This window comes from Streptomyces sp. NPDC058284 (assembly GCF_042881135.1).
Taxonomy (GTDB): domain Bacteria; phylum Actinomycetota; class Actinomycetes; order Streptomycetales; family Streptomycetaceae; genus Streptomyces.
This window is the reverse complement of sequence record NZ_JBHVYE010000031.1, coordinates 58,350-83,884: the sequence shown is the minus strand read 5'-3', so window position 1 is coordinate 83,884 and position 25,535 is coordinate 58,350. Positions and strand designations below refer to the sequence as shown.

21 protein-coding genes and 2 pseudogenes are annotated in these 25,535 nt (G+C 70.1%); 14 read left to right on the top strand and 9 right to left on the bottom strand.

Annotation, left to right across the window (positions count from 1 at the left end; all coding sequences use genetic code 11):
- The first annotated feature begins 139 nt into the window (after positions 1-139).
- The 8 genes and pseudogenes from ACFVYR_RS32130 to ACFVYR_RS32095 form a co-directional block, all read left to right on the top strand.
- Entirely contained in the window at positions 140-952 is an 813-nt protein-coding gene (locus tag ACFVYR_RS32130; RefSeq protein WP_384263641.1) for an SAM-dependent methyltransferase, read from the top strand.
- Positions 953-1,748: 796 nt separating this feature from the next.
- Positions 1,749-3,077: an ATP-binding protein gene (locus tag ACFVYR_RS32125; RefSeq protein ID WP_384263644.1), complete on the top strand. Its 1,329-nt coding sequence runs from the start codon at positions 1,749-1,751 to the stop codon at positions 3,075-3,077.
- 2 nt (positions 3,078-3,079) lie between these two features.
- Positions 3,080-3,496, top strand: coding sequence for a roadblock/LC7 domain-containing protein (locus ACFVYR_RS32120; protein ID WP_384263646.1), 417 nt, complete (start codon positions 3,080-3,082; stop codon positions 3,494-3,496).
- Entirely contained in the window at positions 3,493-3,849 is a 357-nt protein-coding gene (locus ACFVYR_RS32115) for a DUF742 domain-containing protein (RefSeq protein WP_384263649.1), read from the top strand. The genes ACFVYR_RS32120 and ACFVYR_RS32115 overlap by 4 nt, the downstream gene beginning before the upstream one ends.
- A complete protein-coding gene (locus ACFVYR_RS32110) occupies positions 3,827-4,438 on the top strand; it encodes an ATP/GTP-binding protein (protein ID WP_384263651.1) in 612 nt (203 codons plus the stop codon). Before ACFVYR_RS32115 ends, ACFVYR_RS32110 begins: the two co-directional genes overlap by 23 nt.
- Complete coding sequence (locus ACFVYR_RS32105) at positions 4,435-5,643, top strand: cytochrome P450 (RefSeq protein WP_384263653.1); 1,209 nt, start codon at positions 4,435-4,437, stop codon at positions 5,641-5,643. Before ACFVYR_RS32110 ends, ACFVYR_RS32105 begins: the two co-directional genes overlap by 4 nt.
- Positions 5,644-5,656: 13 nt before the next feature.
- Positions 5,657-6,889, top strand: coding sequence for a cytochrome P450 (locus ACFVYR_RS32100; protein WP_384263656.1), 1,233 nt, complete (start codon positions 5,657-5,659; stop codon positions 6,887-6,889).
- Positions 6,890-7,377: 488 nt separating this feature from the next.
- A pseudogene (locus ACFVYR_RS32095) lies at positions 7,378-7,740 on the top strand (LysR substrate-binding domain-containing protein); the annotation flags it as partial.
- Between the two features lie 569 nt (positions 7,741-8,309).
- Here the strand turns inward: ACFVYR_RS32095 and ACFVYR_RS32090 are convergent.
- Positions 8,310-9,452, bottom strand: a complete 1,143-nt coding sequence (locus ACFVYR_RS32090; RefSeq protein WP_384259365.1) for an FAD-dependent monooxygenase — start codon at positions 9,450-9,452, stop codon at positions 8,310-8,312.
- A gap of 170 nt (positions 9,453-9,622) precedes the next feature.
- On the opposite strand from ACFVYR_RS32090, the gene ACFVYR_RS32085 reads away from it, so the two are divergent.
- From ACFVYR_RS32085 to ACFVYR_RS32075, 3 genes and pseudogenes are all read left to right on the top strand, one after another.
- Complete coding sequence (locus ACFVYR_RS32085; protein ID WP_384259366.1) at positions 9,623-9,958, top strand: ArsR/SmtB family transcription factor; 336 nt, start codon at positions 9,623-9,625, stop codon at positions 9,956-9,958.
- A gap of 318 nt (positions 9,959-10,276) precedes the next feature.
- Positions 10,277-10,690, top strand: a pseudogene (locus ACFVYR_RS32080) (transposase family protein); the annotation flags it as partial.
- Positions 10,691-10,895: 205 nt separating this feature from the next.
- Positions 10,896-11,810 carry a helix-turn-helix domain-containing protein gene (locus ACFVYR_RS32075; protein ID WP_389613360.1) on the top strand — a complete coding sequence of 305 codons (915 nt, stop codon included), beginning with the start codon at positions 10,896-10,898 and terminating at the stop codon, positions 11,808-11,810.
- Between the two features lie 22 nt (positions 11,811-11,832).
- On the opposite strand, the gene ACFVYR_RS32070 is transcribed toward ACFVYR_RS32075, so the two are convergent.
- Positions 11,833-12,843 carry an alpha/beta hydrolase gene (locus ACFVYR_RS32070; RefSeq protein ID WP_384259371.1) on the bottom strand — a complete coding sequence of 337 codons (1,011 nt, stop codon included), beginning with the start codon at positions 12,841-12,843 and terminating at the stop codon, positions 11,833-11,835.
- A 293-nt stretch (positions 12,844-13,136) separates the two neighbouring features.
- Between ACFVYR_RS32070 and ACFVYR_RS32065 the strand changes: the two genes are divergently transcribed.
- Positions 13,137-14,120 (top strand): helix-turn-helix domain-containing protein, encoded by a 984-nt coding sequence (locus tag ACFVYR_RS32065; RefSeq protein WP_384259373.1) that lies wholly within the window; start codon positions 13,137-13,139, stop codon positions 14,118-14,120.
- Positions 14,121-14,158: 38 nt separating this feature from the next.
- On the opposite strand, the gene ACFVYR_RS32060 is transcribed toward ACFVYR_RS32065, so the two are convergent.
- On the bottom strand, positions 14,159-15,052 hold the full coding sequence (locus tag ACFVYR_RS32060; RefSeq protein ID WP_384259507.1) for a helix-turn-helix domain-containing protein: 894 nt from the start codon (positions 15,050-15,052) through the stop codon (positions 14,159-14,161).
- Between the two features lie 134 nt (positions 15,053-15,186).
- Between ACFVYR_RS32060 and ACFVYR_RS32055 the strand changes: the two genes are divergently transcribed.
- Positions 15,187-17,913: an ATP-binding protein gene (locus ACFVYR_RS32055; RefSeq protein ID WP_384259375.1), complete on the top strand. Its 2,727-nt coding sequence runs from the start codon at positions 15,187-15,189 to the stop codon at positions 17,911-17,913.
- Positions 17,914-18,761: 848 nt separating this feature from the next.
- On the opposite strand, the gene ACFVYR_RS32050 is transcribed toward ACFVYR_RS32055, so the two are convergent.
- Entirely contained in the window at positions 18,762-20,240 is a 1,479-nt protein-coding gene (locus ACFVYR_RS32050; protein ID WP_384259378.1) for an MFS transporter, read from the bottom strand.
- Positions 20,241-20,656: 416 nt separating this feature from the next.
- Here ACFVYR_RS32050 and ACFVYR_RS32045 point away from each other — a divergent pair, with 416 nt between their 5' ends.
- Positions 20,657-21,142 (top strand): MFS transporter, encoded by a 486-nt coding sequence (locus tag ACFVYR_RS32045; protein ID WP_389613377.1) that lies wholly within the window; start codon positions 20,657-20,659, stop codon positions 21,140-21,142.
- Between the two features lie 1,662 nt (positions 21,143-22,804).
- On the opposite strand, the gene ACFVYR_RS32040 is transcribed toward ACFVYR_RS32045, so the two are convergent.
- The 5 genes from ACFVYR_RS32040 to ACFVYR_RS32020 form a co-directional block, all read right to left on the bottom strand.
- Complete coding sequence (locus tag ACFVYR_RS32040; protein ID WP_384259380.1) at positions 22,805-23,236, bottom strand: hypothetical protein; 432 nt, start codon at positions 23,234-23,236, stop codon at positions 22,805-22,807.
- A gap of 34 nt (positions 23,237-23,270) precedes the next feature.
- On the bottom strand, positions 23,271-23,447 hold the full coding sequence (locus ACFVYR_RS32035; protein WP_384259383.1) for a hypothetical protein: 177 nt from the start codon (positions 23,445-23,447) through the stop codon (positions 23,271-23,273).
- Positions 23,448-23,531: 84 nt separating this feature from the next.
- Positions 23,532-23,798, bottom strand: a complete 267-nt coding sequence (locus ACFVYR_RS32030) for a hypothetical protein (RefSeq protein WP_384259386.1) — start codon at positions 23,796-23,798, stop codon at positions 23,532-23,534.
- Positions 23,799-24,163: 365 nt separating this feature from the next.
- Positions 24,164-24,511 (bottom strand): hypothetical protein, encoded by a 348-nt coding sequence (locus tag ACFVYR_RS32025; protein WP_384259388.1) that lies wholly within the window; start codon positions 24,509-24,511, stop codon positions 24,164-24,166.
- Positions 24,512-25,194: 683 nt separating this feature from the next.
- The gene (locus ACFVYR_RS32020) at positions 25,195-25,458 is read right to left on the bottom strand and encodes a hypothetical protein (protein ID WP_384259391.1); all 264 of its coding nucleotides are present in this window, start codon (positions 25,456-25,458) and stop codon (positions 25,195-25,197) included.
- Positions 25,459-25,535 lie beyond the last annotated feature (77 nt).

The window sequence follows — 25,535 nt, the reverse complement described above, 5'->3', positions numbered from 1 at the left end:
TTACGCCCGGCCCTCGCTCGGAACCCGCGAATGCGCGGACACCGTGATCCACGGCCGCCACAATGACCACCTGGGGCGTCGTCGCCACGCCGGCTACACGTCCGGGACGCGGCATGCGCACATGCGGAGAGGGAATGACATGAGTAAGGGCCATCACTCGTCGGACGTGTCGGGCAGACTGAATACCGGGGTCGCGCACAACGCGCGGGTGTGGAACTACTGGGTCGGCGGCAAGGACAACTACGAGGTCGACCAGCACGTCGGTGAACAGGTCGCCACGATGTTCCCGGTGATCCGAGACGTGGCCCGCGCGGACCGCGGTTTCCTCGGCCGTGCGGTCCGGTTCCTGAGCGCCGACTGCGGAGTGCGGCAATTCCTGGACATCGGGACCGGGTTGCCGACCCTGGACAACACTCACGAGATCGCCCAGCGGGTCGCGCCCGAGTCCCGGATCGTCTATGTCGACAACGATCCCATCGTGCTCGTCCACGCCCGCAGCCTGCTGGTCGGCACGGCGCAGGGGGCCACCGATTACATCGACGCCGACGTTCACGACCCGGACAGCGTCATCAAGGGTGCTTCAGCAACCCTTGATTTCGAGCGGCCTGTCGCGGTCATAATGCTGGGCATCCTCAACTTCATCCTCGACACGGAACAAGCGCTGGACATCGTGCGCCGGATCATGGCCGCGGTGCCCTCCGGCAGCTATCTCGCCGTGACACATCCGACCACCGACTCCGACCTCGGTGGTGAAGGCAACGTCGAGGCGATGAAGTTCTGGAACGAAAACGCCACGCCGCCGATCACCGCCCGAAGCCGCGCAGAGATCAGCGCGTTCTTCGAAGGACTGAACCTTCTCGCTCCCGGCCTTGTCTCGTGCTCGCAATGGCGCGCTGACGCGAACTCGGTGGCCGTACTCCCCCAGTTCGGCGCGGTGGCCGTGAAGCCGTGACTCCGGCTGGACGAGCGGACGGCCACCGCGAGCGGGCGGGCCACCTGGGCACCACGCTCCAGGCGTACACGGCGCCGCGGCCGGCCGGGCACCGCCCGGAGCATTCCGCTTGGAGTTCCAAGGAGCGGCTCCCCCTCGGAGCCGGGGCGCGGACCGGTCAGGTGCACGGTGTCGGCACGGTCCTTCACATGATCCACTCGTCACCTGTAGCCACCTGGCCAAACGGTCGGTAGTTACGACAGGATATGTTTGCGAGCGACAGGCAACTGGCTTTTTCTGTTAGCCAGTTGGCCGAAAATGTGCGCTGCCGAAAGTCTGTTGTGATCGAGGGGAAACCAGGAAGTGCTGATGAGTACGGTGAGACAGGCCGGGTCCTCGACGTGGGCTCGACGCGCCCACTGGCTCGGCCCGGCCGTCGCGTCTCCCCTCCGGTCGGCCTTCCGTTTCACGTGTCAACCGGCGTCGTCTCCCGCGTAGTCGGAGGCTTCTCCGGCTCGGTGATCCCTTTCGGGTCGACCGTTTCCGCTCCGCCCCGGTGCGCCGGGTCCCGACCGCTCTAGGACACTCGTGAACGGCCCGTACTCCGAGTCGCCGCCGGGCGGTGGGCTCGCTCCGGTCGTGCGCCGTGGCCGATTGTGTGCGGTGGGTTCCGTTTCGGGCAGGGTGGCCTTGCGGCCGCGGCCGGTCCCTCTCGTTCCTACCGCCGTCGCTCCGTATCGACCCGTCGGCGGCGCCTGGATCCCTCGCCTCTTTTGACGCTGACGCCCCTTTGACCCCGACATCTGTAGAGGACGTGATGACAGACCTGATGCAGGCCACCACCGTGGTGCCCTCGGTTCTGGCCCTGGCCGCCGGTGGTGCGGCCTGGCGGTTCTGGGACCAGTGCCGGGGCGAGCGCCGTACGAGCGACCACCTCCGTGGACAGGTCGAGGAGGTCGCCGGGCGGCAGCGTGCCACCGAGGAGGTGCTGGCGCAGCTCGCCGACCATGTGATTCCCCGGCTGGGGGCCGAGGCGGAGCGTCTGGGCACCGGCCACGGTGTCGACATCGAGCTTCCCGAGGCGCTGGTCAACACGGCTCTTGCCCAGCGGCTGACGGGTCTTGCCGACTCCGCGGCCCATACGGTGCGCAAGGTGCAGTACGACGCGCAGACCAGCACGAGCGGTCAGATCGACGAGGTCCGCAAGAGCGCGCAGGACGAGGTGGCCCGCGCGCGGGAGAGCGCCGAGGCCGCCAGCCGGGCAGCGGTGCGGGCCGTCTCCTCCGCGATGGTGGGCATGGCGTCGAAGCTGAGTCAGCGCGTCAGCCACGGTGTGCGGCGGCACGAGGGCGATGAGGCGTACGAGACGCTGGTGGGCATCGACCACCCCACGCAACAGATGCTGCTCGTCGCCCAGAACTATGTCGTCCTGTCCGGCGGCAAGTTGTCGCGGCGCTGGCCGGCCACCCCGCTGACCGATGTGGTGCGGGCGGCGATGGGCAGCATCGAGGAGTACGAGCGGGTCGAGCACCAGGAGCTCGGCGTCACCGTGACCAGCCGTGCGGTCGGGCCCATCGTGCACGCGCTGGCAGTGCTGCTGGACAACGCGGTCCGCTACTCCCCCTCCTCCGCGCGGGTGCACGTGGCCTTCCAGGAGGGGCACCACGGCGTCTCTGTCATCGTGGACGACGCCGGCCTGCGCATGAACGAGGAGCAGCTGACGTGGGCCAGGCGGATTCTGACCGGGGTTCAGCGCGACGACATCAATCAGCTGGGTGCCCATCCGCAGACCGGCCTGCGGGCCGCGGCGGCTCTCGCCGGTGACTACGGGTTCCGTATCGACCTGGAGGCACCGAACCCGTTCGGGGGGACGCGTGTGTACATGTTCATCCCCAAGAGCCTGTTGACCGCTGCCACCCCTCCCCCGCCCGCCGTCCCGCAGCCGCAGGCCGAACCGGTCGCCGCCAGGCGCACCACCGCCAGTGGACTGACCGTGCGGTCGCGGACGACTGCTCCCGCGAGCGGGCGGGCAGCATCCTCCGGCGGCCAGGCGGCGCCGGGCCGCCCCTCCATCGCCGCTGCCTGGGCGAAGGGGACGCGCAGCGCACGCACCGAAGATTCGACCACCACGCACGAAGGAGCCTGACCGTGACCACCGGCAACGAACTTGGCTGGCTGCTGGACCGAGCACTGGGGTCCCTCGACGGCGTCAGGCACGCGGTGCTGATGAGCTCCGACGGTCTGCTGCACTCCCGGACGTCCGGGATCGGCCAGGACGACGCGGAGAAGTTCGCCGCGATCACCGCGGCCGTCCGCGCCGCCGCGCTCGCGTACGACGAGGAGACCGGCGGCGGTGGCACCCGGCAGGCGCTGATCGAGCTGACCAACCACGTGGGCCTGATCACCCAGGCCGGGGGCAACACCATGCTGTCGGTGCAGACGACCGGTCCGGACGCCGACATCGGCCTGATCACCCATCACATGCTGGAGCTGGCGCAGCGTGTCGGCCACGAGATGAAGGTCGCCGCGCGGCAGCCTTCCGGCGAAGGCCTGCCGACGACGTGAGCGGGCCGCGGCGGGACCCGGATCTGGTCAGGCCCTACGTCCGTACCGACGGACGGGTCCGCGCCGACCCGGATGTGCGCCTGGAGACCGTGTTGCTCGCCGCGAGCGGCTCAAGTGAGGGCCTGGGCGCGGACGCCCGGCGAGTCATGGGCCTGTTCACCCACGCCGGCGGCGGGGGTTTGGCGGTCGCGGACATCGCGGCCGCCCTGGAGTTCCCTCCTTCCACGGTCCGCATCCTCGTCTCCTCCCTCATCGACGAGGGCCTGTTGACCCGGCCGGTCGCCGCCGGTGACGACCAACCCCAAACCGATCTGCTCCAGGAGGTACTGCGTGGTCTCCGCGCCCTCGTCTGACGGCCTCATCTATGTGCCTCCCGGCGTGACCCGGTCCGCGAAGATCGTGATCTCGGGGAGTTTCGGCGTCGGCAAGACGACGTTCGTGGGCAGCGCCTCCCAGATCCCGCCGCTGCGGATGGAGGAGCGGATCACTCAGGCCAGCGCCGGGGTGGACGACCTGGCGCGCACCCCGCGCAAGACGACCACGACCGTCGGCCTGGACTTCGGGCGCCTGCACCTGAGCGACGCCCTCGTGCTGTACCTGTTCGGCACCCCGGGCCAGGGCCGGTTCCGCCCGATGTGGGCGGGGTTGACCGAGGGCGCGCTCGGCGCCCTGGTCCTGGTCGACACCCGCAACCTGGAAGCGTCCTTCGAGATCCTCGCGCTGCACGAGGAGCAGGGCACGCCGTACGCCGTGGCGGTCAATCTGTTCGACGAGGCGCCGCGCTACGACCTGGCCGAGATCCGCCAGGCCCTCGATCTGGACGCGCGCACGCCGCTGACGACGTGCGACGCGCGGGACGGCAGTTCCAGCGTGCTGGCCCTGATCACTCTCTGCGAGTACCTGTCCGAATTGCACGCACCCGTTTTGGAGCCCCGCCCGTGACCAGCCTGACCTCGACCGACGCGGCCCTGGAGCGCCGGATCGCCTTGCACGGCGCCGAGTTCGCGGCCGACCCGCATGCCGCGTACGCCCGGATGCGGGACGAATTCGGCCCGTTCGTCCCGGTCGACCTCATCCCGGGAGTGCCGGCGACTCTAGTCATCGGCTACGCGCAGGCCCGGCGCATCCTGAATGACCCCTTGCGGTTCCCGGCCGATCCGCGCGTGTGGGAACAGTCCGTTCCCGAGACCTGCCCGGTCCGCCCGATGATGGAGCACCGTCCCAACGCGCTGCGCTCCTCCGGTCCCGCGCACACCCGCTACCGGTCGGCGAACAGCTCCGCCATCCATGCCGCCGACCAGCACCAGCTGCGTACCGTGGTCGAGCAGGTGGCCGACGCCACCATCGCCGAGTTCCGGGACTGCGAGGGCGCCGATCTGCTGAGCCAGTACGCCTGGCCCATCGCCTTCCGCGTCCTCAGCGCCCTGCTCGGCTGCCCGGACGAGATGGGGCGCCGGATCGCCGACGGCATGGCGAAGATCTTCGAGGGGGTGGACGCCGCGAGCGGCAACCAGATTCTCTCCGAAGCCGTCGCCGACCTGGTGGCCCTGCGTCGGCGCCGACCCGGTGACGACATCACCTCCCGGCTCCTGGCACACGAAGCGGGCCTGGACGACGTGGAGATGGCCCACCAGCTCGTCACGCTCTACGGCGCCGGCATCGAACCCCTGACCAACCTCATCGCCAACACGGTCCTGCGGATCCTCATCGACGACCAGTTCTCCGGGGACCTGCACGCCGGTGGCTCCTCGGTCCGTGAGGCCCTCGACACGGTCCTGTACACCGACCCGCCGCTGGCGAACTATTGCATCAGTTACCCGCCGCACCCGGTCGACGTCGACGGCTTCCTGCTGCCGGCGCACCAGCCGGTCGTCATCTCGATGGCCGCCTGCAACAACGATCCCGCCCTCGGGGACCAGCGCATCGCCAGCAACCGCGCCCATTTGTCCTGGAGCACGGGCCCGCACGCCTGCCCCGCGCGCCCGCACGCCTATCTCATCGCCGAGACGGCCATCACTCATCTGCTCGACGCGCTGCCGGAGATCGACCTCGCCGTCCCGCCCGAGAAGCTGACCTGGCGTCCCGGCCCCTTCCACCGGGCACTGAGCGCCCTGCCCGTCCTGTTCCCCGCCGCCGCATCCGTCTGAAGGGACTCGCACCATGGCCACGCCCACGAAGCCGATCATCCTCGACCCCACCGGCGCCCACCCGCACGACGAGCACCGCCTGCTGCGGGAGCACGGCCAGGCGGTCCGCGTCGACATCCTCGGCGTGCACGCCTGGTCCGTCACCGATCCCACTCTCCTCAAGGAGCTGCTGACCAGCCCGAGCGTCTCCAAGGACGCCCGCGCGCACTGGCCGGAGTTCCAGGAGACGGTGCAGCGGTGGCCGCTCGCCCTGTGGATCGCGGTGGAGAACATGTTCACCGCCTACGGGTCGGACCACCGGCGCCTTCGACGCCTCGTCGCGCCCGCCTTCAGCCACCGCCGTGTCACCGCGCTGCGGGAGAACATAGACAACGTCGTCACCGGCATTCTCGACGACCTCGACGCTCTTGCGCCCGGCGAGATCGTCGACCTGCGCGAGCGCCTCGCCTACCCGCTGCCGATAGCGGTCATCTGCGGGCTCATGGGCGTTCCGGAGAGCCAGCAGGACGCCTTCCGGCACGTCGTCGACGGCGTCTTCGACACCACCCTGACCGCCGAGGAGTCCGAGGCCAACACCAAGGCGCTGTACGAGGCCCTACGCCTGCTCATCGCCGCCAAACGCGCCGAGCCCGGCGACGACATGACGTCTCTCCTGATCACCTCGCGCGACGAGGACGAGGAGGGCGGGCTCTCGGAGGACGAGCTGCGCGACACCCTGCTGCTGATGATCAGTGCCGGGTACGAGACGACCGTCAACGTCATCGACCAGGCGATCACGCAGCTGCTCGCCCACCCCGATCAGCTCGCGCTCCTGCGGGCGGGCAAGGTCGACTGGGGCGACGCCGTCGAGGAGACCCTGCGCCTCGAACCGGCGGTCAAGCACCTGCCGTTGCGGTACGCGGTGAGCGACATCGAACTGCCCGACGGCCAGCGGATCGCCCGGGGCGAGGCGATCCTCGCGTCCTACGCCGCGGCCAACCGCCACCCCGACTGGCACGGTGAGAGCGCCGACGACTTCGACATCACCCGCACGGTCAAGGAGCACCTGGCGTTCGGCCACGGCGTCCACTTCTGCCTCGGAGCCCCGCTCGCCCGGCTCGAAGTCATCACGGCCCTGCGCCTGCTCTTCGACCGGTTCCCGCAGCTCGAACTCGCCGTACCCGCCGCCGACCTGAAGCCGCTCGGCTCCCTGATCAGCAACGGCCACCAGACCCTGCCCGTCCGGCTCCGGCCCGCCACCGTCTGACCGGGGCGCGGAACACCGGCCGTCACCGTGCGGTGGCGGCCGGCTGGCCACCGCACGGAACTGTGGTCAGTGGGCGAGGGAGACGGCGAAGGGCCTGAAGCCGTGTCGGCGCAGTATGTGGGGTACGACCGGACCATGGCCTCGGTGGCGCGGGCCGTGGTGATGTCGCCGAGGTCCGACGCTCCCTGACATCCGCCACCGCCTCGTCGGCACGGACCGGCTGGTCGTCGCCGTCCGACCCGGCCATCCGCTCACCGAACGCCCGCTGAGAGCCTGTCTTTGAACCCCCGTCGTCCGCGCGAAGCGCGGGCGCAGCGGCGGATTGGGGCCTCCCCTGCTCGAGCGGAGCCGAGAGCTTGGGGAAGCGTGCGATCGGAGTGCGGAGTTCCAGGTCATGTGGCGGAGCCACCTGTCCTGGGGCTCCGTGCGCCGAGGGCGCGTGCCGGGCGTCGGGGCGCAGACGGGGGTTCAAAGACAGGCTCTGAGCCGAGAGCTACGCAGCCGCCGAGCATCTCACCGTTTCGCGGCGCGGCCGTCTGCGCGATCCGATCGACGACGCCCTGGCCACACGCGGCCTCGAGCGACGCGTCGCCGCCGCCGGGCCCACCGCCGCCTTCGCACTGCAACTCGCCCGCGAGACCGACCTGGTCGTCACCCTCTCCGACGCGGTCACGCGCGCGACCCGGGAACAACTCGGCCTGGCCACGCTGCCGCCTCCGCTCCCGCTGCCCGGCGTTCCCCTGTACCTGCGGCACCAGCGCTACGACGACGACCGCGCCCACACCTGGCTGCGAGACCTGACCACCGAAACCGTCCAGACGCTGTTCACGCCACCGACCGCCGCCCCGTAAGTCGCGAGCACAGCAAAGTGCGCACCACCGCCGGACGATGCACCGCACCGGATTTCGTGAGCACTGTTTCCGTCGAAAACCCACGCATCCGCGAGTCCTGAGCAATGAGCCCTTTCCAACCTCAGGTTGAGGCGTGACGGAGGGCGGGGATGGTCTTCACGATGGCAGTGACTCGGTTGGTGCTACAGCGGAGTTTCCGCGGGAGGCGCCAGCCCTTCAGGGCGGCCATGGCTTGGCCGCCGAGGCAACGGATTCCGGCCTGGCTGCTGTTGTGCCGACGTCGCCGCAGCTTGAGATGCCGACCGCGGACGGGCGCCCGGGTGGTGCCGTCGGCCCCTCGATACACCTTGTCCGTCCAGCACTTCACCTCCGCGTCACGGGGGGTGTAGTCACCGGCAGCACCCGTGTCGTGGCGAGCGCCCGGAACGGTGGGTGAGGCCGCCAGCAGCCGACCTGCCGCATCGGCGATGGCCTGCCACGCCGGGCTCGTCGGGCATGGCGGCGCCGACACGGCTGAGAGCTACCGCGGAGCTGCGCATCGACCGGTGAGCGGTTGGTGCCCGCCCGGTCTACCGGTTCGCGGCTTCGCGAGAGGCGATCCGGTTCGTGCGACCGACCGCGCGGCCCACCGCGTTGCGCACCTCAAGGCCCGGCCGGGTGCGGGGCACCATGAGCCTGGAGAGCAGGCCGACGCGTCGCTGCCGCGGGCCTACCTCACGGCGGAGCCGCGACTCGTAGGCGGTGAAGGCGCGGGCGTGATCACCGGGATGGGCGGCGAGCTCTTCTGCGAGGGCGTACGCGCCCGCCATCGCCATGCTGGACCCGTCGCCCAGCAGGGCTGTCGCCGCCGCCGCGTCCCCGAGCAGTACGACCCGTCCGCGGGACCACGAGGGCATCCGGAGGGTGGTCAGGGGGTCGAAGAACGGAGCCGGGTGGTCGAGGAACGCCGCCACGAGTTCCGGTGCCCGCCACCGCACGTCGGCGTAGGCGTCGGCCACGGTCTGCTTGTGAAGGGCGATGTTCTTGCGGTCGTGGGGTGCCGGCTGTGCGGCCCGGAAGGTGAAGATCGCAAGCGGGGTGGTCCGCGAGGGGTGGAGGACCAGCATCCGGTTCGGCACGGTCAGCATCGTCATCTCGGTCGGGTCCTCGACGGCGTCAGGTTCCAGCGGGACGGTCGCGCCGTACAGGCCCAGGTCGCTCGCGAACTGTTGCTCGGGGCCGAAGACCAGGCGCCGTACGGTGGAGTGCATCCCGTCGGCACCGACTACCAAGTCGAAGCGCCGTGGCGCGGACCGCCGGAAGGTGACGTCCACGCCGTCTTCATCCTGGTCGAGAGCGGTGACCGTGTCGTCGAACAAGAACTCGGCCTCGGTCTGCGCCGACCGGTGGAGCACCTCGGACAGGTCGGCTCGGGTCACCTCGACCGTCGGCGCCTTGTCCGAGGTGAGCGGGAGTTGCAGGATCCGCCTGCCGCCGGGGTCGAGCAGGGTCAGCGACCGATTGCGGGTGGCGAGCCCGCGGAGCTGCGGGAGGATGCCCATGCGCTCGGCGACCGGGACCGCGGGCCCCTTCACGACGATCGCGCTGCCACCGGAGCGCAGCTGCCGGGCATGTTCGACGACCGTCGGCCGGTATCCATTCCGGGAGAGCCAGTAGGCGAGTGCGGGCCCTGCGATTCCGGCACCGACTATCAGCACCTCGGGCTTCTTCATGACGATGACCTCTCGGAGTGTCGATGACCAGGTCCCCGGCGAGTGCCGGCCCTGGTCTCAGGGGGCGGCGGCACGGGGCAGCACAACCGGACCAAGGTACGAAAAGTTTCGTACCTCAGTGGAGCACGCCCTTCAGGTACGATGCAAGTCGTACCTGAAGGAGGTGTGGCGTGGCCGGGAGGAACCTGGACGGCCCGGAGGCCGATGCACTCGATCTGGGTACGGTGTTTCGTGCCCTCGCCGACGAGCACCGTCGTTCGGTGATGACGGAGTTGGCCACCGATCGCAGCGACAGCGAGCGGGGTTGCAACTCGTTCGATCTTCCGATCTCGAAGCAGACCCAGACCCACCACTTCCGGGTCCTGCGCGAGGCAGGTCTCATTGACGAGATCGACTACGGCAACCGCAAGGGCATCCGACTACGACGCACGGACATCGAGAAGAGATTCCCCGGGCTCCTCGCGCTCCTGGGCGCAGAGTCCCCGGGCGGTACTGCTCCTCGCTGAACGCAGCTGAGCACACCGGTAGGAGTCCGAGTCGGCCCTGAGCCGCAAGCTCGACCGGGTCCAGTTCGCGCCCGGCTCGCAGGTAGCCGGGCACGACGCGGACACGAATGGATCGGTGTCGCTTCGACCACCGTCCCGCGCTCGTGATCGGCGCCGAGCACTTCCGCGCGGGCTCCCTCACGCCAACACCCATCGAGGTGTCCTCAACCTGCGTCTCGGAGCAGAGCCACTGGAGGTAAGGGCGGGGTCCGGGCGTAGAGAAGCTACTGGTAGACGGGTGCGTGTCGGGTACAAGCCATCCTGCCAGGAGCTTTCCGCATGCTTGTCTACCCAGCCGGGGTGGATCTGTCCACCTCCGCTCTGCGCTTCCTCGCACGTGAGTTGACCGCACGTCGTCTTGCGCCAGGGACACGATGGCGCCGGCTGGCCGCCGGACGGCAGGCACTGCTCGTGCTGGCTCACCTGCGATGCGGCCATACCTACGCTCAGCTCGCCGCCGGGTTCGGCGCGGGCACCACCACCGCCTACCGGTACATCGCTGAGGCCGTCGACATGCTGGCCGCTCTGGCTCCAACCCTCGCCGAGGCGGTGAGGACAGCCTCCGGAAAGGCGTTCGTGATCCTGGACGGCACGCTGCTGCCAATCGACCGGATCGCCGCCGACCGACCCTTCTACTCCGGGAAACACAAGAAGCACGGCATGAACGTGCAGGTGATCGCCGACCCGGCAGGAGCTCCCTGTTGCGGGCCCTCGAAGGACGGCCGTCCAACGTGGTCCTGCCGGTGGCGGGCCATGCGCCGCGGCGTCCGGCGGAGCACCCCTTCCCCATGAGGCAGAATGTCTGCTTCATGGGGGTAATCGTGTTGGGGGTTCTGTGCTGCTCGTCGATCTGTCCACGGTGGCGCCACGCGAGCGGGCGGACGCGTTCCATCACGCGTTGACCGACTCGCTGGTGCCCAATGAAGTGGTTCACGAGGAGCCGGAGACGGGCATCCACGCGCGCATGGAGCTGTGGCAGGTGGGCGGGCTCGGGCTCTTCTCCACCCGCAACTCGGGCTTCGAGGTGCGCCGCAACGACCGGCACGTGCGCCACCACCGCAGCCGGCCCGTGATCTCGGTGTCGCTCCAGTCCGAAGGCGTCCACCGGGCCGAGATCGCGGGCCGACAGCAGGTCCTCGGACCGGACGATATCTGCGTGTTCCACGAGCTGTCGCCCCGGGTCTACGGCTGGTCGGGCGACGGCGCCTCCCAGTCCATGATGTTCGACGTGGACCGCCTGGACATACCGGTGGACGCCGTGGTGAAGGCCTCGCTGCAACTGCGCGCCAGCCCCATGTACGACCTGGTCCTGTCCCATCTGCGCGGGGTCTGGCGCGATCCCGGGCGGCTCGAGGGCGACCCCGGCGCAGGAGCCCTCGCCACGGCCACCACCGAGCTCGTCCGCGCGCTGCTCCTCTCCGCCGCGCACGCCGAGGAGTCCCCCGCCGTCCGCTCGGCGATGGACGAGACGCTGCTCACGCGGATCCTGGCGTACGCCCGCCGCCATCTCGCCGACCGTGACCTGACGCCGGAACACATCGCGCGCGAGCACGCCGTCTCGGTACGCAAGCTCTACGCCCTGCTCAACGACGCGGGCATCAGCCTGGAGCAGTGGCTCATCACCGAGCGCCTCGCCAAGGCGCGCGAGATGCTGACCGCGCCCCGCTACGACCGGCTGACCGTCGCGGCGGTGGCCACCCGGTGCGGGTTCACCAGCCCAAGTCACTTCAGCCGCCGGTTCCAGGCGGCGTACGGCACCTCCCCCAGCGAGTGGCGCCGGCACCGCGACGTCGCGGGTTCCGGCGGCGGTTGAGGAGCGCGGTCGGGGAGCATACTCAGGCCGTGTGCAGGGCGGCGTGCAGTGTGTCCGTCACCTGGATGCGGGCCGCCCGGGACACCTCGGTCCCGCGGAGCAGGTCGAAGAGCACGAAGGCGTGGATCGTGCCTTGGTAGCGTATCGAGACGACGGGCACGTCCGCTTCCCTCAGCCGGGCCGCGTACGCTTCGCCCTCGTCGCGGAGCACATCGGCCTCGGCCGTCAGGACCAGCGCCGGCGGCAGATCGCGCAGTCGGCTCACGGGTGCGCGCAGCGGCGAGACGGCACCGTGCGCCCGGCTCTCGCGGTCCGGCGCGTACTGCTGCCAGTAGCCGCGCATGGCGTCGCGGCCGAGGAAGTACCCGTCCGCGAACCGCCGGTAGGACGGGGTGTCCATCGCCGCGTCCGTCACCGGGCAGACCAGCACCTGGTGCCGGAAGTCCGGGCCGCCGCGCTCACGCGCCACGAGCGTGAGCGCCGCCGCCAGTTGGGCGCCCGCGCTGGCGCCGACGACCGCCATCCTGGCCCCGTCCAGGCGGCACTCCGCGCCGTGCCGGGCGACCCAGCGGGCCACCGTGTGGGCGCGCTCCACGGCGTGCGGGTGGCGGGCGTCCTGCGGGGTGTCGTACTCGGGGACGACCACGGCGGCGTCCGCGCCGAGCACGAGGTCCGCCAGCAGCAGCCGGTGCGCGTACGCGTCGGTCAGCATCCAGCCGAGGCCGTGCAGATAGAGCACGACCGGCAGCGGCTCGTCGGCACCGGCCGGGCGCAGGATCCGTACCCTGATGCGGTTTCCGTCGGACCCCGGCAGCGCGAGCCACTCCTCCTCGACGTCCGGATCGTCCGTGCCGCCGCCGTCCCACAGGGCGGCCATGCGGGACCTGGCCGATGCGGGGTCGCCGGACGCGGACCCGTCGTCGGACCCGGTCCCGGAACGGGGCGAGGAGGGACAGGCGTACGTTTCGGCGAAGGCCCTCGTGCGCCGTTCGAGCACAGGTGTCTCCCCGGCGGCCGGAACATCTGCTTCCACGGGAACTCCTGCGCAGGGGGCGGATCGCGGGGCCGTTCGCGGCTCCGCCGGCTCGGAGTACTCACCCTAGGACGACATCGGCCGGAAACGGGACCAGCAGTCCCACTGATCCATGCCGCTGCGTGCACACTTCGGGCGGTGCGCCCGACGTGGAGGCGGAAGACAGTCATATGACCTAACGCCTCCCGCGGTTGTCGGCCCAGTCTCACTGTCATGGGCCGTGGACCAGGGGTGACCGTCCCCCTCTGCCACGCACAGGGCACCGGCCCGGGGACGGTTGAAGGGAGCCCTCCGTGAGCGCTCGATCCCAAACGGCCGTGTCGCCGGGCACCGAGACCTCGACCGACGTGGAGTCCGCCTTCGCGCGCTGGCTCGCTCCCCTCGTGGCACCCGAGGACGCCGACAGCCGCGCCGAGGGGTCCGTGACGCTGCGGCAGTTCGGATACGTCCGCATGCTCACCTGCGAGTCAGGGCCGCTGCGGCTGGTCCGCGGCCCCCGCCCGACCGCGCCGGGGACGGACGAAGCGGTGGCGCTGCTCGTCCCCCGCGAGGGGACGGTGCGGCTGGTCCAGGAGGGGCGCGGTGTGTCCGTGGTGCCGGGTGAGTCGACCCTCATCGACCTGCGCCGTGCCTTCTCCGTCGAGCACGGGGGCACGGCCCGGACCCTCTTCTTGCGGCTGCCCCTGCACGCGCTGCACGTTCCCTCGGTCCCCCTGCGATCCCTCACGGCCCGCGTGATCCCCCCGCCCGCGGGCTCCGCGGCCGTACTCCCCGCCCTGCTCGGGCACTTGGAGACCTCGGCCCCGCGAGTGTCCGCCCCGGTGGGTGAACGACTCGGCGGTCTCGTCACGGATCTGGTCGCCGGGCTCGTCGAGGACCTCGCCGAGGACACGGAAGGGCCGCCCGAGGACGACAGGCACCCCTTGGTCGTCGCCATCCGTCAGTACATCGACCGGCACCTCGGCGACCCCGAACTGTCCGCGGAACACATCGCCGCGGCGCACCTCATCTCGGTCCGCTATCTGCACCGCCTCTTCGAGGCCGAGGACGTCACCGTCGGCAGACTGATCCAGCGTCAGCGCGTCGAGCGGTGCGCCGGGGAGCTCGCGCGGCGCGGCCGGAGCAGTCCGTCCATCGCCGTGGTCGCCGCCCGTTGGGGTTTTCGCAGCCCGGCGCACTTCAGCCGCGCCTTCAAGTCCGTCTACGGCTGTCCGCCGCAGCAGTGGCGGCGGACAGCGATGCCCGGGCCGGCCGATGCTCCGGGGGCGCGTGTTTGACGGTGCCGACGCCCCGGGGGCACATGCCTGACGGGCCGTCAGCGGCGGCCGGTCCCGGGTTCCCCGGCGGGTCCCGTCCGGCCGTCGCGCCAGTCGCTCGGCGACATGCCGTATGCCGTACGGAAACTGCGGCTGAAGTGGGTGGCGCTGGCGAAACCCCAGCGTCTGGCGACCGCCGCCACCGTGATGTCGTCGCGTGCCGGACGGGCCAGCTCACGCCGGGCCTCCTCCAGGCGGCGGCGCTGGATCCAGCGGCCGACCGTGCTGCCCCGCCCCTCGAAGAGCTTGTGCAGGTAGCGGATCGAGATGTGCTGGGCCTCGGCGACGGTGGCCGGTGTCAGGTTCCGGTCCCGCAGGTTCGCGTCGACGTACGCGCGCACCCTGCGGACCAGGGCCTCGCGGTCCTGGCCGTCCTCCGGGGAGCCAGGGCCGACGTCCTCGACGGCGAGCAGCGCCACGAGGTCGGCGATCGCCCCGGCCGAGCGGAGCACGGTCCGCGACGGGGGTCCGGGCTCGGTCGCGGCGATCTCGCTCAGGAGCGGGCCCAGCAGCGGCGCGACGGTTCCGTCGGCGAACGGCGCCCGCCCGGCCAGGTCACGCGCCTCCCGGTCGGTCAGGGCCAGGGCGCGGCGCGGGACCCGCACCAGGTGCAGTTCAAAATCCTCCGTCTCCTCCAGGGTGAAGGGCCGCACTCCGTCGCGGAGGAAGACGTCTCCGGGCAGGCAGACCTCGGTGCTGCCCGGCCCGGCGAGCGTGGCCCGCCCCTCGGTGTGGAGGCCCAGCAGGACATACGGGTCGGCGACGGCGTCGGCATCGGGCACGTGCCGTACCGGGCGCGCCGCTCCCCGGAACGTGCGGATGCGGAGAAAGCCGAGCGTGCGGGGTGCGGAGCTGTCCCCCGTGGTGGCGGTGGGGGTGGGCGTGGTCGTCATCACGCGGCCAGCCTGATGCGGTCGGGCCCGGCTGACGAGAGCGTACGGCCTTCCCTGCGGGCCGGGGCACGAGCCGTGCACGCACAGGCATCGCGGCGGTGCCACGGTGGTCGCAGGGCGACCGGAGGAGAGTCATGGGCAGCGGGCAGGGTGACAGGACACTCGTCGGCCGTCGGCGCGAACAGGCGCTGCTGGAGAGGTCCCTCGAGAACGCGCGCATCGGTGCCCGCGGGTCGGCGACGGTGCTGCGCGGTGACGCGGGCATCGGGAAGACGGCGCTGCTGGAGTGGACGGCCACGCGCGCGGCGCGGGAGGGGTTCACCGTCCTGCGCGTGGTGGGCAGCGAATCGGAGTCCGGCATCGCCTTCGGTGCGCTGCACCATGTGCTGCTGCCGCTGCGGGAGAACTCGCACGCGCTCCCCCCGCACCAGCGGCTCGCCCTGGAACGGGCCCTGGGGCTGCGCGACGGACTGCCGCCGAAGGGGTTCATGGTGGGCGCGGCCGCGCTGGCGCTGCTCGCCGAACAGGCGCGCCGCGGCCCGGTGCTGATCGTCGTCGACGACCTCCAGTGGGTGGACCCTTCCAGCGCCGCCGTCTTCGTCTTCCTCCACCAGCGGATCGTCGCTCTGCCCGTCGTCATGATGTGCGCGAGCCGGTCCGACGGTTCCGCGCTTGAGGGCTGGCCCGCCCACCCGGTGGACGTCGAGGCGCTGTCGGGCGACGACGCGCGGACGTTGCTGCGACGCCGGCACCCGGGGCTCGCCGCCGGCGCCGTCCGGCGGATCCTTGCGGAGGCCGCGGGAAACCCCCTCGCTCTGGCCGAGTTGCCCGGCCGGCTTGCGGACGAGCATCACAGGGGCGTCGTACCGCTGCCGGACCGATCGCCGTTGGGCAGCCGTCTGGAGGAGGTGTTCGTGCGGCGGCTGCGGTCGCTGCCCCAGAGCGCGGTACGTGTCCTGCTGCTCGCCGCGCTGGATGACGCGGCGGCCGTCGGTGGCGATGTCGTGCGCCGGGGAGATCAGGGTGGCGCCGAACATGTGCTGGGCCCGATCGAGTCGAGCGGGCTCGCCCGCTGGGACGCCGCGGGGCGGCTGGTCTTCCGGCACCCCCTGGTGCGGAGCGCTGTGCTCGCCGCCACCTCGGACGCCGAACGCCGGTCCGCGCACCGCTTGTTGGCGCAGCGGCTGCGCGAGGAAGACCCACGTCGGCTCCTGCACGAGGCCTCCGCCGCCGAAGGCCCGGACGAACGGCTGGCCGCCCGCCTCCAGGAAGCGGGCACCCGCATCGCGGCGCGCGGCGGTGACGCGGAGGGAGCCATGCTGCTGGAGCGCGCAGCCGCTCTGGGGACCGGTCCCGGCGACCGCGCCCGCCGTCTGACATGGGCCGCCGTGATGTCGGCGCGGGGCGGGCGGCTCGCGTACGCGGCGGAACTCCTGAGGGAGATCCGGCGCTGCCCGGTGCCGGAGGACATCGCTCCGCTCTTCGCCTACGCGGTCGTGTACGTCGACCAGAGCCACCACGTGGACTTCGCCTCGTCCTACGAGCTGCTGCCCGGGGCACTGGAGGCGCTGACGGCGCCCGGCGCGCCGGCCTTCGGCGATCTCGTCGAGCAGATGGCGTTCAAGCTGCTGCTCGCGTCGGCCTACACGGGTGACCCGCGCGGCTGGGACATACTCGAGCGGCATCACGAGCACCTCTCCCCCGCCGTACGCCTGTGCCACCGCGCGTGGGCGGACCCGCCGCGCACGGCGCACGGCGCGGAGAGGGAACTGCGGTCGCTGGTGGCGCGCGTCGCGGCCCGGCGGGAGACCGCGGCCGCCTGGCTGCTGCTCTGGGCGGCGTCGGCGGTGGACGCCGCCGACGAGGAGCTGCGGCGGCTCTTCGACGACGAGCACACGTACGCCACCCAGGGGGCCGTCGCGAAGGCGCGGTGCCATCAGGCGTTCCTGCGGGGCCGTTGGGACGCCGCCGAGGAGTGCCTGCGCGAGGCCGACACGGCGGAGGAGCTCGGGTATCACTGCAACGCCCTGCTCTTCCGGCACTATTACGCGCACTTCCTGGCGGGCCGGGGCGACGAGCGGGGGCTGCGCGAAGTGCGGGCGCGGATCGGGCCGGTGGCGGCGTCGGCACGGATGCGGTTCGTCACGGACCACCTGGACCGTCTCGACGCCCTGGCCGCCCTGGCGCACGGGCGGCACGAGGAGGCGTACCTCCTGCTGCGTCGCATGATGGCTCCGGGCCGCTTGCCGCGCGGCCTCGCATGGTTCCACCTCCCGTTCTTCGACTTCGTCGTGGCGAGCCTGCGCTGCGGCCGCCGGGCCGAGGCGCTCGCCCACGTCGCGGCGGGGCGGGCCGCGCGGATGGACTCCGTCTCCGCGCACCACGCCTTCCTGCTGGCGGCCGCGACCGCCCTCACGGCGGACGACGCGGAGTCGGACGCGGCGTACGCGGCGGCCTGCGCGGTGCCGGGGGCCGGTGAATGGGTCTTCGACATGGCGCGTCTGCGGCTGCTGCACGGGGCGGGGCTGCGCCGTCGGGGCCGCCGTGCCGAGGCGGTCGAAACGCTGCACGCCGCCGTCCGCGCCTTCCAGGCGCTGGGCGCGGATCCGTGGGCGGAGCAGTGCCGGGCAGAGCTGCGGGCCGCGGGCCGCCCGTCGGACGGCCCATCGGCCTCGGCCGACGAGCTGAGCGCGCAGGAGTTGCGCGTCGCCCACCTCGTATCCACCGGCCTCACGAACAAGGAGGTCGGCGCCGCGCTCCAGCTGTCACCCCGCACGGTCGGCGCCCATCTCTACCGGATCTTCCCGAAGTTGGGGGTCACGTCGCGGGCGGCGCTCGGGCGGGCGCTGCCGAAGCCTTGAGAGCCTGTCTTTGAACCCCCGTCGTCCGCGCGAAGCGCGGGCGCAGCGGGGCCTCCCCTGCTCGAGCGGAGCCGAGAGCTTGGGGAAGCGTGCGATCGGAGTGCGGAGTCCCAGGTCATGTGGCGGAGCCACCTGTCCTGGAACTCCGTGCGCCGAGGGCGCGTGCCGGGCGTCGAGGCGCAGCCGGGGGTTCAAAGACAGGCTCTGAGAGCCGAAGGCCTCCATACGTCTTGCTCGAAGCCTTCGAGCAACGCCGGGCCTCCGTGGCCTCCGTGGCCTCCGTGGCCTCCGTGGCCTCCGCCGGGCGAGTAGCGGAGCCGCCGTGCTCATCCGTCCCGGGAACGTGCACCGGCACCCGCGCGACTGGACCGAGATCAGCGCGCGAATCCGATTTGAGCGGGCAGGCGGCCGTTGCGAGCGCACAGGCCACTGCGGCTTGGCGCACCCGGAGGGCCGCTGCTCGGGCCTCCACGAGCAGATCCATCCCGACACCGGTCCACCACGGTCGCCTGACCACCGCTCTCCTCAACCACCAGCCGGAGGACGTGCGAGTGCTGGTACAGCGGGGTGTTCCAATGTGCGGATTGCCCGCTACTCGCGCCCGCGCCGAGGGCCCGCTTCCGCGCCGAGGGCTGCGACATCAAGGACGGGGACGTGGCCCGCCCTGCCCCCTTCAAGGACCGATGTCTACTTCCGGGGCCGCGGCCTGTGCAGCAGCGTGCCAGCGGCGCGGTCCTGGCTTGCGGTCCCTTCATCAACCTCTGTGCCGCCGAAGACTACGAGAACGAGGAAACAAGGGGCTGGGGCCAGGCCCCGACCGGCATCGTGGCCGGGGCCTGGCGGGTGACTCAATCGGCCTGGTCGTTTACTTGCTTGGGCAGGCAGAACAGCAGGACCCACATCAGGGAGAGGAGGCTGCCGACCCACCAGAGCACGCCGATGAACGCGTCACGGTTGAGCCCTGCGTCAAGCGAGCCGCCGGTGGTCGCGAAGAACACCAGGGCGGTCAGCGCGGTACCGAGGGCGATGCCCAGGTGCATGACGGTATTGAACAGGCCCGAGGCCGACCCGGCGTCCTCGTGCGGAACCCTGGCCAGCGCCATGTCGGCGAGCGGGCCGCCGACCATGCCGAGGCCGAAGCCGATCAAAACCACCGGAGCGGTCATCGTCAGCAGGGTCAGGTCCGCCTGGCCCGCGTCAATCTGGAGCCCGTAGGCAGACATCGAGGCCAGGGTGATGAGGGCTCCGGCCTGGGGCAACCGGCGGGCGAAGCGCCCGCCGCTCTTCGCCACAACCGTCGCACCGCCCAGCTCTCCGAGGGAGAGCAGCACAAAGGCCAGGGCCGCATGGAATGGGCTCATGCCCAGGCCGCGCTGGAGGTAGAGCGTCCAGGTCATGAAGAACAGCCCGCACAGAAGACCATGCATCAGCTGCGCCGCCATGCCGCCGGAGAACTGTCGACTCCGGAAGAGAGACAGGGCCACGAGCGGGGCGTTGCCCTGCTTGCGCTGCTGGTGGCGCAGGAAGACACCGAGCACGAGGAGCCCGGCGGCGAGCAGAGCGAAGCACCACAGCGGCCAGTGATGGAGATGCCCCTCGGTGAGCGGAAAGACGATCAGGACGATGGCCGGCGCGGACAGCAGCATGCCGGTCAGGTCGAGCCGGTCGGCCTTCTTCACGGTCGACTCGGGGATGAACCTGCGGCCCAGGCGGATCACGGCGAGGCCGACGGGGACGTTGACCAGGAAGACCGGCCGCCAGGACAGCCCGAACAGGTCCGCCTCGGTCAGCAGACCGCCCATCACCGGACCCAGGACGTTGGCGAGCGACATGATGGCCCCGTACAGACCGAACACCTTGCTGCGGTTCTGCCCCTCGAAGGTGACATGGAGGGTGGCCAGGATCTGCGGGATCATGATGGCCACTCCCACGCCCTGGAGGGTACGGGCTCCGATCAGCATGCCTGGCCCGGCAGCAAGGCCGCACAGCAGCGAGGCCGTGGTGAACACGACGGTGCCGATGAGGAGGATCTTGCGCCGGCCGTAAAGGTCGCCGAGACGTCCGCCGGTGATCAGCCCGACGGCGATGGGCAGTGAGTAGCCGGTGGTCAGCCACTGCACCGCGTCCGGTCCGGCGCCAGTGGACTCCTGTATTGCGGGCAGGGCGGTCAGGACGACCGACTGGTCGATCATGTCCATCAGTTCGGCGCCCAGGAGCACCAAGAGGGCGATCCAGGCAGCCAGGCCCATCTTCGACAGTCCAGGCGTGGACTGGGTCGGGGGCTGGGTGGTGTGCTTCGGCTCGTTGCCGAGCGCGGAGGAAGACACGACGGGAAACTCCTGATCCAAAGGAATCGGGAAGCCCTGCCGACAGCCGCACCGGGGCCGGAAAACACGAAACCCGGGGCAGACGGCAGAGCTGCACCCGGGAAAGAGAACTACGGGGAGGGTGACGCAACTCAGGCCAGCGCGACGTCCGCCCCCGGACACGTGCGACAGAACAGCACGTGGGGAACGCGGACGGCTACATGGCCTGGTTAATAGGTCGTCACCTCAAGATCGATACGTAAGGAACAGGAACTTCGGTCGCCGAGACCTCCGACGAAAAGGCCTGACCACCATATGACATCTCGTGGCCCTTCGCACATCAGAATGCGTAGGACCGCACCCGGCCGCCACCCAGGAGCCGACAGACCACTGCCGGAGGCCCAACCCGTCAGGCTTCCGAACAGGCTCTCGGGACGATTCTGGCGGCTGCGGCTGGAGAGGCGCCGGCCTTTGGGGCGGTGGGCAGCCGCTTTCGGCGGTGGCCAGTGTTCACGATCGCCATTCTGATCGGGGGACTGCCGCGCTTTGTGGTCGCCGCCTTCACCAACACCATCGCGCCGCTGGCCGTGACCATGGCGGTTGAGGGTCTCGCCTTCGGTGTGCTCAACCCCGCCATGGCCACAGTGACGTATGAGACGGTGCCGGAAGAACTGCGCAGCCGCGTGTTGAGCGCGTCGACGGCCGCGGTCCATCTGGTCACTCCGCTGGGCGCACTGGCTGCGGGCTTCCTCGTGGATTCGATCGGCCTGCCCTGCACGCTGCTGAAGGTTGGCGGTGTGTATCTGCTCGCCACGCTGTGCCCGTTGATCTTCCCGGTCTGGAAGCAGATGGACGGTACCGTCTCTCCGCACGACAGCGCGCAGGGCCCGCCGCCGCGAGTCTCGGGACCAAAGCAGGCGTAGAGGTGCGGGCCGATTGCGCCTGGGCTGCCTTCCGCCTGCGGACCACCGCCCGGAGCTGCCAGGCCGTCGCGACGTTTGCCAATGACCTTTCGCAGTGAAAGTTGAGTGATTCTCAGCGAAGGTTAAGTGATCTCTTCTTGTCCTGCGACGTGAAAGTAATGGCCGGTGGTGATCGGGTTTCGTGACGAGGCAAAGCTTCTGATCGTTCCGTCGCCCCGTTCATAGCAGCGAGATCGCCTGGCACTCAGGATGAGAAGATCAGCGCATGGAGTAAGTTGACTTGTTTTGTTCGATTAATCGGAGTTGGCGCGTGGCAAGATCGCCCCGACCGCAACACGGTTTCCCGAGGGAGAACGCCCATGCGCCTGCACCGACGTATTGCCGCCACTACCGCGTCACTTGCCCTGGCCTCAAGCGGCTTGGTCGCTCTTGCTGTTCCTGCCGCGTCGGCCGCCCCGGCCGGCGCCCTGAGCTGTAACGGCGGGCCCGTCACGGGAAGTGCCGGACATGCCGGCTGGCGTTTCCAGTGCAATAGCGGGACAGGGGCCAACTGGCGGGCCAGAATCGTGTGCCTCGGCGCTCCGCAGCCCTACACGCACTACGGCAACACCGTGAGCGGGAGCAGATCGGGCACCTCGACCGTGTGGTGCGCGGTTCCCGGCCACTGGGTGGACGTGGACAACAACTACCCGGCCATGGTCCCTGCGTAGATCTCGGGCCCTGCGGAGGGTTGTCAGGACTCCGCAGGCGTCCCCGGTGCGGAGGGTTGTCGAAAGGGCCCGGCGTGAGGCGGCTGGACGGCTGTGCCTCGGCTAGAACCTCGGGCCGGGCGCCGCCCAGTGATGGCCCTTGCCCACATCGATCCCCACCCATATCCGGATCCGCCGCTCTGACATCCCACGTTCCCCACGCCGAAACCAGCACGCTTCCCATCTCGGAGAACACCCCGCCGTCAGCTCCGTGAACAGCGACCACGGCTTCCAGGTCGCTTCGATCCACTGGCCCTGGCCGTGGTGGTTGCGTATCCGAATCCGGGAGATGTCGTGGTACGTCAGGCGGCCAATCGATGCCAGCCACAAGCGGCAGAAGGTTGAAAGCCACACCCGACGCCCCCGGGTGGGCCAACCATACGAAGGGCTCGTCCGGTCCCGCAGAACAACGTAGGGAAGGTTGAGCGATTCTCACCGAACATTGAGTGGTGCCGCCGTCGGCTGCTGCTGCGCCTTGGCGGCGCGCTGGCAGTCTTCGTAGGCGGCCTGACAGCAGTAGGTCGAGCACCAATGCGGTGGACGCCCTCGAGGGTAGGGGATCAGTCGGGTTCCGCAGCGTTCGCACTGCCAGCGCCGGTCCCGCGCGGTTCGCCGACAGGACGACGAGCAACAGCTCACTACTTGATTATGCTGGACAAGGTCACCGCACTCTTCGCAGACGGAGTCCACCGGCGTCTTCGGCTTGCGTGGCCGTCCCGCTCGACGGCGCTCGGACCAGGACGTCTGCCGACACCGCTGTGAACACCATCGCGCAGGTCGCCCCTTGCCGGTGTCCTTCAAAGGCTCCTTGCATCCCTCGCAGACCAGGCCGGACAGCGCGAGGCTGAGAACGAACACTGGCCGGCCGCTGACTGCAGCCAGTCGCTCAGGCCGGAGACGTCCACGAGGACTCTCAGGTGGCTCGCGAAGGTAGGCCCGCAGGTCGGCTGGTGAGATGGTTCACGCGGGCCAAACGGTCGATGGAGGAGTCGACGCTCTCGCCATGGCAGGGGCGGACGCCGATGGGCAGTCGGGCAGGCACTACGGCCATGCCGTAAAGCGCGAAGGCCACCAGCTCCCAAGCGGAAACTGACTTCCCGCCGCCGCTCAAGATCACACTGCCGATCGGCACGAGTGGCGCCACGCTGAGCAGCGCCGCGCCGGTGCACCAGAAGGCCAGCAGCTGATTGGCCCGCCTACTGAGAGCAGGGTCGGCCGCCACCGCCGCTGGGACGTCGTACCCGGTGGCCCTGTCACAGGCCTCACCCCGGTATCCGACGCGGGCGGCCAGAAGGCTGGCCACACCCAATACGCAGAAGCAGCCGAAGATGAGCATGTAGGCCATGGAGTGTCTCTGCGTCTCGGTCGAGGGGGCAGCTTCAGCGGATGTATTTGATGACGAAGGCGATGACCATGTTGACGGCCTTGTTCTTCACCCAGTTCGGAAGAACCTTCCAGGCCCAGCCACCGATCTCGCCACCGAGGCATCCGATGACGGCGTTGCGTACATAGGCCTTCTTGCTGGAGGCCTTGCCGGCTGCGATATCGCTGAGCACCGACGTGGGGATGCTCGCTACCGCACCCTTCGCGCACCATGCCGCAGCGCCGATGGCGACCGCCGCTATGGGAAACGCCCGGGTCTACGAGCCGCTCGCACCGGCGGGCTGCTCGCTCATGGCCTTCGAGATCTCGGCGCGGGCCTCCGTACCCATCCCGTCCTCGATGAACTTCCGCTGCTCCACAGTGAGCGCGGGCCACGCCGACCGGTCCGCGGCGACCCTGCCGGCGGCCGGGGTGTCAGCGCTGTCGACAGCCATGGCGGTGGGCGCCACGGTGGCGAGCAGCGCCCCGCTGGTGACGGCGGCGATACAGGCCAGAGATGAACGACGCGTTGTGGTAACGCGCATGCTTCTCCTGTAGTGGGAGGAATGTTCAACGTCAGACGCGGAGCCGGGAGCGGCAGTCGTCCGAAGGCCAAGAGGAACGCAGTTTCAGCAAGCCCGATGGCTCTCCCGCACCCTCCAGGCGACGCCACATCTGCAGCTGCCGCCGCGACGTCGTCTGACGGCCAGTCAAGACCTTATGGAGATCCAGCTCCGCGAGCTTCCGCCGAAAGTCCTTGGTTTTCCAGGACCTCCGGCCTGCATCCGCTCACCAGGAGAGCCGCGTGCGCCCCCGGGGAAGCCACATGATCATGAAAATCCGTCCATGTGTCGGGGTGGGGCCGCCAGGTTACCGACCCCGCAGAGTTCGAGGGCTCGGAAACAGGCACTCAGCAGTACGTCCGGGCCTTCTTGATGGCGGGTTCGGCCCTTTGGGCGTCGGAGGTCACGTTGAGCAACTGCTGGGCCTTCCTCAGGGCGTCGGCCAGCGGCTGGAACTTGGCGTCCGCCAGGGCGGCCGCCCTGGCCAGTTCCTCGGCGCCGACGAGGCGGGCCACCGCGACGTCGAATGCCTGCCCGCCGTCGGTATCGGGCATCCGTTCCGGCAGCCGGCTCATGGCCGCACAGGCCAACTCGGCGTCGGTGCCCTGGACCTTGCCGGATGTCGCCCCCGACTGGCAGGCCGTCAGAGCCAGCAGCAGACCGACCGCGGGCACAGCGATTGTCGGACGCCTCATCAGTTCCCCCGCTCGAAGACTTCCGGCCATCCTCGGGGGCTTCGCCCAGGGGGCATAAGTCCGATCCCGGCCAGCTTGCACGGCTACCGACCCCGCACCCGAAGGTTCAGAGACAGGCACCAAGTCAGGACGGCGGCCGTGTCCCCTGACAGTCACCGTTGCCGAAGGCCAGTGTCAGTGCGTCATGGCATGCTCACGGCCATGAACAGGGAGCAGCTCTGGGCACTGATCCAGGAAGCCCGCGACCAGGCGCTCGACATCAGGGACATCTCCGGCATCGTTGGCCGTGCCTCCCGAGCTGAATGCTGCAGGCTCCTTGCCATGAATTCGCCGTATCCGTACCGACAGCAGCCGGCAGTAACCGCTACTCAAGTCCTCTCCGCAAGGCCCTCATGAGCTGGGACGTGATCCTCCTGCGCCTGCCCGGCGACGTCACCTGGTTGCAGGAGATCCCTGCCACCCGGACCCCAGCTCCGCTCGGTCGCCGACACGACGTACTCGCGGCTGTCACGCCGGCCGTTCCCCATGTTGATCTCTCTGACCCCGAGTGGGGACCGTACCTCTTGGAGAGGTGCTGGAGGCGGTCCGCCTCCAGCCCGGCGCCGACGTCGCCGCGGTGACCACGGCGCAGCTCCGCGAGGTCGGTCGGCTCGAAGTCCCGACGCGTTGGCGGATCGACAAGCTCAGGCTGATAGGCGGAAACCACCGATCTGGTACTCAAGACCCTCACGGCACTCCAGGTGCGGGATGGCACTCCGCATTGCCGAGTGCAGCACGGGCGGAACCTCATACACCGCGGTCGCAAGAAGGTCGTCGTCGCGACCGGGGAACAGGTCCCTGATACTCAGGATCTCGACTCGGGTAAGGCCAGTGACATGAACGGCTTGCTCGTCGCCGTCCCAGCCGATGAGCTCCCACCCAAGGACTTCGGTATCGATATGGTGCACGCGCCTACGGTAAGCGCGAACTGCCCATCAGGTTGAATCTCAAGCTGAGTGGCTGACGCTGTCGGGGATCACGGGGC

Excerpts from the sequence above, each read along its gene's own strand:
- ACFVYR_RS32030 (WP_384259386.1), bottom strand. The coding sequence starts at position 23,798 with ATGCGCGTTACCACAACGCGTCGTTCATCTCTGGCCTGTATCGCCGCC.
- ACFVYR_RS32125 (WP_384263644.1), top strand. The coding sequence starts at position 1,749 with ATGACAGACCTGATGCAGGCCACCACCGTGGTGCCCTCGGTTCTGGCC.
- ACFVYR_RS32130 (WP_384263641.1), top strand. The coding sequence starts at position 140 with ATGAGTAAGGGCCATCACTCGTCGGACGTGTCGGGCAGACTGAATACC.
- ACFVYR_RS32025 (WP_384259388.1), bottom strand. The coding sequence starts at position 24,511 with ATGAGGCGTCCGACAATCGCTGTGCCCGCGGTCGGTCTGCTGCTGGCT.
- ACFVYR_RS32100 (WP_384263656.1), top strand. The coding sequence starts at position 5,657 with ATGGCCACGCCCACGAAGCCGATCATCCTCGACCCCACCGGCGCCCAC.
- ACFVYR_RS32060 (WP_384259507.1), bottom strand. The coding sequence starts at position 15,052 with ATGACGACCACGCCCACCCCCACCGCCACCACGGGGGACAGCTCCGCA.
- ACFVYR_RS32040 (WP_384259380.1), bottom strand. The coding sequence starts at position 23,236 with ATGGCCTACATGCTCATCTTCGGCTGCTTCTGCGTATTGGGTGTGGCC.
- ACFVYR_RS32090 (WP_384259365.1), bottom strand. The coding sequence starts at position 9,452 with ATGAAGAAGCCCGAGGTGCTGATAGTCGGTGCCGGAATCGCAGGGCCC.
- ACFVYR_RS32055 (WP_384259375.1), top strand. The coding sequence starts at position 15,187 with ATGGGCAGCGGGCAGGGTGACAGGACACTCGTCGGCCGTCGGCGCGAA.